Source organism: Nonomuraea basaltis (assembly GCF_005893125.1).
GTDB lineage: Bacteria > Actinomycetota > Actinomycetes > Streptosporangiales > Streptosporangiaceae > Nonomuraea > Nonomuraea basaltis.
Genome location: NZ_VCJS01000352.1, coordinates 1 through 9048, shown reverse-complemented (window position 1 = coordinate 9048; position 9048 = coordinate 1). Strand labels below are relative to the sequence as shown.

The window sequence follows — 9048 nt, the reverse complement described above, 5'->3', positions numbered from 1 at the left end:
CGGTATCCGGGCTGACGAGAAGCCGTAGCCGGCGCAGGACCTCGCGCGGCAGCGATGCCAAGAGGGCGGCGAGGAAGGCCCGGTCCTCCAGGGCGAATCTCACCTTGGTGCCAGCGCCGAGTTGCCGTTCAAGCACGGTGATCTGATGACGCAGAGCAAGTATCTCAACGTCCTTGTCCCGATCGCTCATCGGCAGCAGCCGCAGTGCGGCCATGGCGTTCGTGACGGTCAGGTAGGCCAGGCGAAGGAGCACGGCCGATCATCATGCCGCACCCGCCCTCCTCCCCTTGATGGTCGGAACTCGCGCACGCCAGGCGAAGCTCTCACAGGGGCATCACCTGGGCGGATGTAATTATCGGCAGGCGCAATGTCGGCCGTACACCCGCTCTCATCGTCGACGGGCCGGGATCCCCAGATGGCTCGATCGGAGCGGTCAGGTGAGCAGGCGTGTCCATCGTCCCCGCGCTTCAGCGGCAACGCCGCGCTGCTCGCGATGGGGCCGCCCACACCGGCGGGTGCCGGTGTGGGCGGCCTCGAATGTCGGTTACGCGCTGGTGCAGGTGTATCCGGATGGCAGGGCCGTGTTGCCGTCGGGACGGCTGGCCTGGAAGCCGAAGCTGGTGGTGCTGGCTCCGGGGGCCACCGTGCCGTTGAAGCTCACGCTCTTGGCCGTGACGGTCTGCCCGCTGGTGGTGACGGTGGCGTTCCACGAGCCGGTCAGCGCGTGCCCGGCCGGGAGCGTGAAGGTGACCGTCCAACTGGTGATCGTCGAGGTACTGGTATTGGTGATGGTCAGCGGCTGGATCACATAGCCGGTGCCCCACTGGGTCTGCACGGTCGGCGTGGCCGTGCAGGTTCCGGTGGTGCCGCCGCTGGTGGTGACCTGGACCGTGTCGGACACCGGCGAGAGGTTGCCGGCGGCATCCCGCGCGCGGACCTGGTAACGGTAGGTGGTGCTCGGGGTCAGGCCCGTGTCGCTGAACGAGGTCGTGGCCGAGGTGCCGACCTGGGCGAAGGTGCCGCCGGTGGCTCCGGGTGCGCGCAGGATGTCATAGCCGGTCACCCCGACGTCGTCAGTGGAAGCGGTCCAGGACAGGTTGGTGCTGCCGGCGGTGGTGCCGGAGGCCGCCAGCCCTGCCGGGGCGGTCGGTGGTGTGGTGTCGCCGCCGGTGGAGGCCGTGGTGAACGTGACGAACGCGGAGTTGGCCGACAGGTTGCCCGCGCCGTCCCGTGCTCGTACGTAGACCTGGTATTGGGTGTTGGCGGTCAGCCCGGTCAGGGTGATCGAGTTGGTGGTGGACTGGCCGAGTAGCGGGTCGGTCGCGCCCGTTACGCGGTAGACGTTGTAACCCGCCAGGCCGGAGCCGCCCTGGTCGGTGGATGCCGTCCAGGTCAGGGTGGCGCTGGTAGCGGTCACGTTGGAGACGGCGGGAGTGCCCGGAGTGGTCGGCGGAGTGGTGTCGTTCGTGCCCTGGAACTGGTTGAAGAAGTTCCACACCACTCCCTTGGTCCAGGTCCGTGCGCCGTCGTCGGCGGTGGACCCATCCACTGGACCGGGGGTGTGACCCCCGTCGAACGCCGCCCATACGACCGGGTATCCGGATCGGCATCCCGAGTAGGCGGTGACGATGTGCGTCAGGCTGCCCTGTGCCGGCTCGGGGGGGTTTTGGGGAGTGCAACCGTTGTTCCTGACGAACCTGTCGCGCAGCGACCGGCCCAGCGAGATGTTAAGTACGTTGTCCCTGAGGCCGTGTAGCCCGATGTAGGCGATGGGCTGGGTGCCGCCGCTGCATCCGCTGAGCTGTGCGCCGGCGTAGACCGCGACCGCGCGGAAGACCGTCGCCCGGGCGCAGGCCAGGGCGTAACTCATGCCGCCGCCGTAGCTGAAACCTCCGGCGAACAGCTGCGTGGTGTCGACACACAGGTCTGCTTCGATCAGCCTGATCATGTCGTCGACGAACGTCAGGTCTTCGCCGCCGGAATTGGCCCAGCCGTTGTTCAGGCCCTGGGGGGCGACGAAGATCGCGGTGTTGTTCGCCAGTTGCCTGAGCCCGTAGTAAGACCAGGTGAATCCGCTGGTCCCGCCCGAGTCGACGTCGTTGGCGGTGCCGCCGTTCCAGTGGAACCCGAAGATCAACCGGTAGGGGTTGTTGTTGTTGTAGTTGTCGGGAATTCTCAAGATGAAGGAGCGAGTCCGGCCGCTGCTCTGAATCGACTGCGTGCCACTTCTGAGCGTTGGAGTCATGCCGCATCCTGCCGTCGCCGCGGCGGCGCTCGCCGCGCGTGACGTGGTCTCGCTGCTGCTCAGCGCCGTACCACCGGTCGCCACCACGAGAAGCGCCGCGACCATGACAGCGGCGAAGACGGATCTACGCCGCAACATCACTCACCTGCCTGTGGCACCGCCGAGAGGGGCGGTGCAAGGGCCTCGGTTAGCGTTAACATGAGGTTTGTTCAGTCCTCTCATCCGTGCAGACCTGGTGGCGGTTGAAGGGCGTGACAGAAGAATCGTGTTATCGTTAACATCGCTTCGCCGCGCCTACCCTCCGCCGATGGGTGGTGGTGGTGCGACGGAGCAAATACGAGGCGTGCAGGTCCCGTCAAGGCGTGGCCCGCTCCTCAGTCCGGACGAGCGGCGACCCATGCCCCTCTTGCTGGCACGTATCGAATCGTTCCCCCGGAAACATCCTGAAAGTTTCAGGGCAACAAGCGTGCTACACCTGGCCGACGCCGAGGCTCCCAGAAAGCCGTGAGGTTGCGATCCAACCTTTCCCCAGCCCCTGGCCGCACTGCTTCCAACGGCCCCGAAACTCCTTGAACATCGACCGGACGATTTCCGACCGTATCGAACCGATTCGCTTTCCGGGCCTTGACAGGGGTAGGCGCGGTTTCAGAATGACTCCCCGGGCGGCCTCCTCCTGCCGGAGTCCGGTGGTGGATGGCAGGGGCCGCGCCGTTCAGTGACGGGTCCTTCGGCGCGGCCGTCACCCGCTCTCGGTGTCTCCACCGCCAACGGCGCCTGACGTGCGGATGGCAGGTCCCGGCATCCCCACCCATATCCAGGAGGCTGACATGCCAGTCCGGCACAACACGCCGCGCCCGGCGCTCACCGAGAAGGCGGCCGCCGCGACCGAGCTGGCCCTGACCCTCGGAGGGCGTGAGCGTCCGCCTCAGACCGGCATCGAGCTGGCCACGTCCCTCGTCGTACGCGACAGCACCGCCCCGCCGCCGGTCCGTTGAAGGGTTTCCACGGCCTTGGCCCAATTCTTTCGGTAACACGGGCTCTCGCCGGGGGTCAGGGCTTGACCGCGATGCCGCCGTACGCCCAGGCGTGGCCCCCGCCCGGGATCGGCTCCTGGTATTCGTCCTCGTCAGGACGCCAGTCCACCACTTCCACCACTCCAGGGCTGATCAGCCGCCAGCCGTCGAAGAACCGCAGGACGTCAGCGCGCGTCCGGGGGATCATGGGGGCCGCACTGTTGTCGTACGGCTTGCTGAATTCGTCGCTGCTTACCTGCGGGGCGAAGTCGAGCGTGATGTGTGAGAGCAGCAGATGGCTGCCGGACGGCACCGCCCCCTTGAACTGCTCGACGCTCGAGTACGGATCCTCGGCGTCGGGGATGAAGTGCAGCACCCCGGCCATGATGACGGCGATCGGCCGGCTGAAGTCGAGCACGCTCAGCACGTCGGGATGGGTCAGGATGTCCTGCGGCCGGCGCAGGTCGGCCTCGATCACCCTGGTCACGCCGGTGGGACTGCTGGTCAACAGGGCGCGGCCATGTGTCAGAACGATCGGGTCGTTGTCGACGTAGACCACGCTAGCGTCCGGGATCATCTCTTGGGCGATCTCATGGATGTTGCCCTGCGTCGGGAGGCCCGCGCCGATGTCGAGGAACTGCCCGATCCCCGCCTCGCCGACGAGATGGCGCACCGCACGCCGGAGGAACGCCCTGTGAGCCCGGACCCCCTCACGCGTGCCGGGGGAGATCGCCACCAGCTGCTCGGCCGCCTCCCGGTCGGCCGCGAAGTTGTCCTTCCCGTCCAGCAGGTAATCGTAGATCCGTGCGGGATGAGGAATCGTCGGGTTGATCCGCGACGGTGCGGCATTGGGCTCGATCAGCTCGGACATCTGGTCCCTGCGCTTTCTGTCATGGCGTAGGAGGGCCGCTCTCGTGCCCCCGGAAGCGGCCTGCTAACGATAAAGAATCGCTGCCCGACTTGTGGAGGGGGTTTGGCGGGAAACGGCGTCGAAGCTTGCCACAGCGACGCCCCGATCGTTTCGATGCGCGCCGACTCGCTCCGGTAGCGTCTGTGGGGCCCCCGGGTCCTCCCACGTGGAAACTTCGCCTAGAAGATCACTGAAGATCTTGTGGTGGCCGCTGGGTTTCTAGGTGTCCCGCTCGGGACAAGCAGTGCCGCAAGGCGATCTTCACTGTGACGAAGGCACAACTCGTGCATGTGTCGGAAGGAGACAGCGGCGGCGATACCCGCCAGCAAGCCGACGCCCGCGATGGTTGTGCGTTGAATCCGACGCACTGCCCGAGTGTTTGGCTCCACGTCGCCTCACCACTCCCGACCAGGAAGAACAAGGGTGGTGGACGCGGCGAAGGGCATGTACGTATCGAGTGTGTCCCCCTCGGATTTGAACTCCCATACAGCACCCGGTTCCTATCTACTTTTGTCCGTCGGAGGACCGATCCCAGCGCTTGCTGCCAGGGGCTCCTCATTCCGTCCGATGTGCGTGTGCCTTCCTGACGGCATGACCAAGTGATCGCCACGCCGACCGTGGCCCTGCGTTCCGGGACTGGGCTCCAGCGACTCTCAACCGGCCCTGCATGGGGCGAACCGCCAAGCTCACCCGAGTTCTCCGGCCGATCCGGCCTTCTTGACCAGCCATCCCCACCGCGGGGAACGATCGAACTCCCGCGCAATTACCACCCCGATAGGGAGCGTCCCATTCTCGCCTGCCATACCTTTGGCCCACTGCCAGGCAGCCCGCTGAAGCGCCCGCTCACCCTCCCAACACCGTGACAACGACTCCTGCTCATCCTGCGGATGCAGTGACCGCGACTCCTCCGGCATGAGGGCGACACCTGTCGAGTGGCCCGGGCGGTGCGGCCCTGTGGGCGGATTGGCGGATCTGACACATGAGCATCTCGTAGACGCCGATGAGCGCCAGACTCGGCCAACCCGCGATCAACCGGGCGATCATCGTCGGCTCCGCAACCGCCACGTTGGCTCCGATTCCGGCCAGGCTACTGATGATCTGCAACGCCCAAGGCAGCGCACCCCCACGCGCCTCATAGCGGCTGGCCCGCAGCAGCGACATCGACGCCGCCACGATCGTGCCATCCACCGCCAGCGGGATGAGCGCAGCAGCCAGTTCATCCTCACCGTGCGCCAAGGCCAACTCGCGCATGTGCCGGAACGACACCACGGCCGCGATCGCAGCCAGCACCAGAACAGCCGCAGTGGTGGTCCATCGGATCCATCGATCCGACAGCATCAACCCCGCAACCGGAGCCGCCACTCCTCCACCGATGAGCCACCTGAGCTCTGCCACGGTTGGGCAACGACAGCCTGATCGACCGAAGAACTCACCGAGATCACCGCCCATCCCTCGACGACGCTGACCTTGCCCGACGCCGCGGGAGCCGACTCACGGCCTCGATCTTCGCCTGCCGGTTCTGTGCCCATCCCTGAGCAGGAGGAACGTCCTCCTCAGCAGGCGCTGTGATTTGTTCCCTACTTCTGGGTCCCCCGCCGGGGGCACTCATCTCCACCAGGTATTTTGCCCTCTGACCTGCGGTTTCTCTGCCGCAGGTCTTCTGCTTGCTAGACCCTTGACAGGCCGCCGGAAGCACCCATATGCAGCCGTAGGACCTTGATCAGGGGACATACGGGGGATGATCTTGGAAGCATTTCCCGAGGTCAGCCGCGGATTCTCAGTGGAGACTGTCCCCGTCTGCCGCTCGTCTCTAAGATCGGCGGCGTGCAACGCCTTGCCCTCTTTGACCTCGACAGAACGCTCATTGACCTCGATACCGCCTTCCTCCGGTGGGCGGAAGAGTTCGGCAGGCAACAGCGCTTGGTTCCCGAGGACCTTGCCTGGCTCGTCTCCCAGGATCGAGACGCGCACCCACACCGGGAGGTCTTCTTCAGCAAGGTGCGCGAACACTTCGCGCTGGCGGAGCCAGTCGAGGAGTTATGGGCCGGCTACCACCGACGCATGCCTCACCTCGTGCGTGCTACCCGGGCGTCTTAGCCGAATTAGCCGACCTGCGCACCGCCGGGTGGCGGGTGGGGATCGTCACGAACGGCATGGCGGACAACCAACTCGGCAAGCTCCAGCGAACCGGCCTGGCCGACGCGGTCGACGGCTATGCCGTGTCGGGGGTCGAAGGCATCAGAAAACCCGAGACCGGACTGTTCGAGATCGCCGCTCAACGGTGCGGAACCAGCCTCGCCGAGGGCGGCTGGATGGTCGGCGACAACCTCATCGCCGACATGGTTTACATCCGCGATCCTCGCCGGGGTGGCCTCCCCTGGGTCAAGTTCGCCAAGGGCGAGGCCAAGCTGGAGACGATGATCCGTACCTGGCCCCGCCAGGCCGCCACCGGACGCTCCCGGGTCGCGGCGATCGGGGTGGCGCAGGAGTTCGCTCTGATCAGCCATTACCGCCAGCGAGACGGCCGCCACCCCAGGATCTACGGATGTAGTACGGAAGCCTTCCGCTCCTATCCCCGGCCAGCGGGCTGGACACCATAGATCCAGCCTGGCGTGCGAAACCACGCCTCGTCGATGAATCGGCCCGTCATGCGCCCCACGATGGTGAGATATGCATGGGCCAATGCCTCGTCATCGGTGTCGTAGTCGCGGATCAGCCCCGATACGTACGGTTCGAACACTGAGCCGGATGGAAGGCGTCCGTTCCAGTATTCTCCGATTTCCTCGCTGATCGATCGGCCGTCGAAAAAATAGTAGAGCGGATAAGGGCCGTCGATCTCTGAAAGCCAGCTCACTTCCAGCATCCGTCGCTTCCCTTCGCAGAGAGACAGATCCGACTGAAGCCCGAGCGGGCTGACGGCGACCGACCATCCTGGGCTGTGCGACCCGATCCATACGGTGTTCTTCTCGTCAAGCGGCATGTCGGGATCAGTGAATCGACCCATGGCGCCCGTCAACGTGGAGTCACACCGGGTACGTGAATCCAGGCCAAGCGCTCCGGCCACTTGGTCGATATCGTCCCGCTCAACCCACAGGCCGTAGAAGGCATCGCCAAAGCCGCGTGTCGCCAGCAGTTCGTGCTGGTCTTCATCGGGATGCGCGTTCCGTAGATCATTCATCGTGGGCTCCTTGATCGCAGACCGGCGCCTCAGGTGGCGAAGGCTTGATGCCCTCCGCCACCTGAGAACGCTTACCTGGTTGAGTGCCGACCGACCAGTGACGTCGAGCGGCGGCTATGTTGCCGGACCGTCGACGGTCTTGTCCACCAAGGTCCTTCGGTCAGTTGGAGATCAGGACCCAGTACTTGTCTCCGGGACTTACTCGGTAGCGCGAGTAGAAGCCCCCCAAAGCGGCTCCATGACTTCCTCTGTCAGTGTTGTGAGCCTTCCCGACGGCACGGCCGTGGACTCGCCGATAGCCCCAGCCGGGGTTCTCCCGGACCAAGCGCAGTACGAGAGCGCGGATGGAGCGCACCGTGCGGGGTCGCCCACGCCGCTTCGGCCGGCAGGTACGGGCATGACGCTGTCTCATCAGATCGCGGTGCCAGCGCAGAACAGTGTCCGGCCGGATGAGAAGCCGCAGCCGGCACAGAACCTCGCGTGGCAACGGTGTCAGGAGGGCGGCGAGGAAGGCGCGATCCTCCGGGGTGAATCTCACCTTGGTGCCGACGCCGAGTTGCCGTTCAAGAACGGTGATCTGATGGCGCAGGGCCAGTATCTCGACGTCCTTGTCCCGATCGCTCATCGGTAGCAACCGCAACGCGGCGAAAGCGTTCGTGACGGTCAGGTAGGCCAGGCGAAGGAGCACAGCCGGTCATCATGCCGCACCCGCCCCCTCTCCTGAGGGTCGGAACTCGCGCATGCCACGCGAAGCCCTCACAGGGCATGACCTGGGCGGATGTAATTATCGGCAGGCGCAGTGTCGAATCTGGTCGTGCCGCTGGGGCGGTCGTCTCTCGAGATCCACTATCCGAACGGCGGAGTCCCGGATCCGGCTCTGCCGCCGATCGCGGCGGCCCAGCAGAATGCCCTGGACAGGCATCCGGAGCCGTTGGTGCCGGTCGCGTGGCTGGTCGGGTTCGAAGATGTGGAGTCGCTTCGTCGCCTGGCCTCCCGGAACAACCTGTCGATGTCCGATATACCGGGGGAGGGGCCCGGATATCCGGCGTACACGTTGGCGGGCTTTCGGCCCGAACATGGCCGGCGCTGGCTGCCCGCGCTCATCCACTGGCCGGTGCCATACGAGGAACGGCCGCACGCGCTGACCGCACCACACACCCGCCGGCCGACCGGCATCGTCGGCCTCGACATCGCAGGTTCCCAGGAGGACGTCGAGCAGTGGTGCGGAGGCCTACCCGCAGGCGTGCGCGTCGTCGAAGGCGATGCGGGCCCGCTGCGCGTCAGCATCGGATTCGACGACGACGCGTCGATCACGCTGGGCGTCCGCTAGCCCCAATACCGAGAAAGTAAGGGCGCCTCCAGCCGCAAATCCTGCGACCGGCAGGACTACGGGGCAGGATCATCGCCCGCCTCCGACAGCCGTCAGGGCGTGCCGGCCTGGCCAGCCCGTCGACGCGATGGCATACCTGATGGACGCGATCTTCCCCCGGGAGGATGTGGCGCCCCGCTGAACTCTTGACGATCGCTTAGCATCCTCTCTAGTCTCACAAAATGGTAATCATTATCAATTTCTGCTGAGAGGTGAGGGTGGCCGACGAATACGAGCGATCCGCGGAGTTCGTTGATGTGATGCTCGCGCCGCACTGGGCAGCGCTGGGGCCACCGCTGGCAGAGGCGCTGCGCGGAGTGTCCGGCCCGATCG

General features: G+C 65.8%; 11 protein-coding genes. 5 read left to right on the top strand and 6 right to left on the bottom strand.

Annotation, left to right across the window (positions count from 1 at the left end; all coding sequences use genetic code 11):
* Positions 1 to 253 (bottom strand): hypothetical protein (locus tag EJK15_RS64785; protein ID WP_206062173.1); only part of this gene is annotated, 253 nt, incomplete at its 3' end.
* A 291-nt stretch (positions 254 to 544) separates the two neighbouring features.
* Positions 545 to 2383: a cellulose binding domain-containing protein gene (locus EJK15_RS75895; protein WP_138720174.1), complete on the bottom strand. Its 1839-nt coding sequence runs from the start codon at positions 2381 to 2383 to the stop codon at positions 545 to 547.
* A gap of 689 nt (positions 2384 to 3072) precedes the next feature.
* Here EJK15_RS75895 and EJK15_RS64775 point away from each other — a divergent pair.
* Complete coding sequence (locus EJK15_RS64775) at positions 3073 to 3240, top strand: hypothetical protein (RefSeq protein ID WP_206062171.1); 168 nt, start codon at positions 3073 to 3075, stop codon at positions 3238 to 3240.
* A gap of 55 nt (positions 3241 to 3295) precedes the next feature.
* Here the strand turns inward: EJK15_RS64775 and EJK15_RS64770 are convergent, their stop codons facing one another.
* From EJK15_RS64770 to EJK15_RS64760, 3 genes are all read right to left on the bottom strand, one after another.
* Complete coding sequence (locus tag EJK15_RS64770) at positions 3296 to 4129, bottom strand: SAM-dependent methyltransferase (RefSeq protein WP_138720173.1); 834 nt, start codon at positions 4127 to 4129, stop codon at positions 3296 to 3298.
* A 218-nt stretch (positions 4130 to 4347) separates the two neighbouring features.
* Entirely contained in the window at positions 4348 to 4536 is a 189-nt protein-coding gene (locus EJK15_RS64765) for a DUF2637 domain-containing protein (RefSeq protein ID WP_138720172.1), read from the bottom strand.
* Positions 4537 to 5044: 508 nt separating this feature from the next.
* Positions 5045 to 5506 carry a DUF2637 domain-containing protein gene (locus EJK15_RS64760; protein ID WP_138720175.1) on the bottom strand — a complete coding sequence of 154 codons (462 nt, stop codon included), beginning with the start codon at positions 5504 to 5506 and terminating at the stop codon, positions 5045 to 5047.
* 486 nt (positions 5507 to 5992) lie between these two features.
* Here EJK15_RS64760 and EJK15_RS75890 point away from each other — a divergent pair, with 486 nt between their 5' ends.
* The gene (locus EJK15_RS75890; RefSeq protein WP_240778037.1) at positions 5993 to 6265 is read left to right on the top strand and encodes an HAD family hydrolase; all 273 of its coding nucleotides are present in this window, start codon (positions 5993 to 5995) and stop codon (positions 6263 to 6265) included.
* 35 nt (positions 6266 to 6300) lie between these two features.
* The gene (locus EJK15_RS75885) at positions 6301 to 6768 is read left to right on the top strand and encodes an HAD family hydrolase (protein ID WP_240778036.1); all 468 of its coding nucleotides are present in this window, start codon (positions 6301 to 6303) and stop codon (positions 6766 to 6768) included.
* Here the strand turns inward: EJK15_RS75885 and EJK15_RS64750 are convergent.
* Positions 6738 to 7346, bottom strand: a complete 609-nt coding sequence (locus EJK15_RS64750; RefSeq protein WP_138720171.1) for a hypothetical protein — start codon at positions 7344 to 7346, stop codon at positions 6738 to 6740. The two genes, EJK15_RS75885 and EJK15_RS64750, sit on opposite strands and share 31 nt — an antisense overlap.
* A gap of 397 nt (positions 7347 to 7743) precedes the next feature.
* On the opposite strand from EJK15_RS64750, the gene EJK15_RS72235 reads away from it, so the two are divergent.
* Both EJK15_RS72235 and EJK15_RS64740 read left to right on the top strand, forming a co-directional pair.
* Positions 7744 to 7977, top strand: coding sequence for a hypothetical protein (locus tag EJK15_RS72235; protein ID WP_171075337.1), 234 nt, complete (start codon positions 7744 to 7746; stop codon positions 7975 to 7977).
* Between the two features lie 168 nt (positions 7978 to 8145).
* A complete protein-coding gene (locus tag EJK15_RS64740; protein ID WP_138720170.1) occupies positions 8146 to 8676 on the top strand; it encodes a hypothetical protein in 531 nt (176 codons plus the stop codon).
* Positions 8677 to 9048 lie beyond the last annotated feature (372 nt).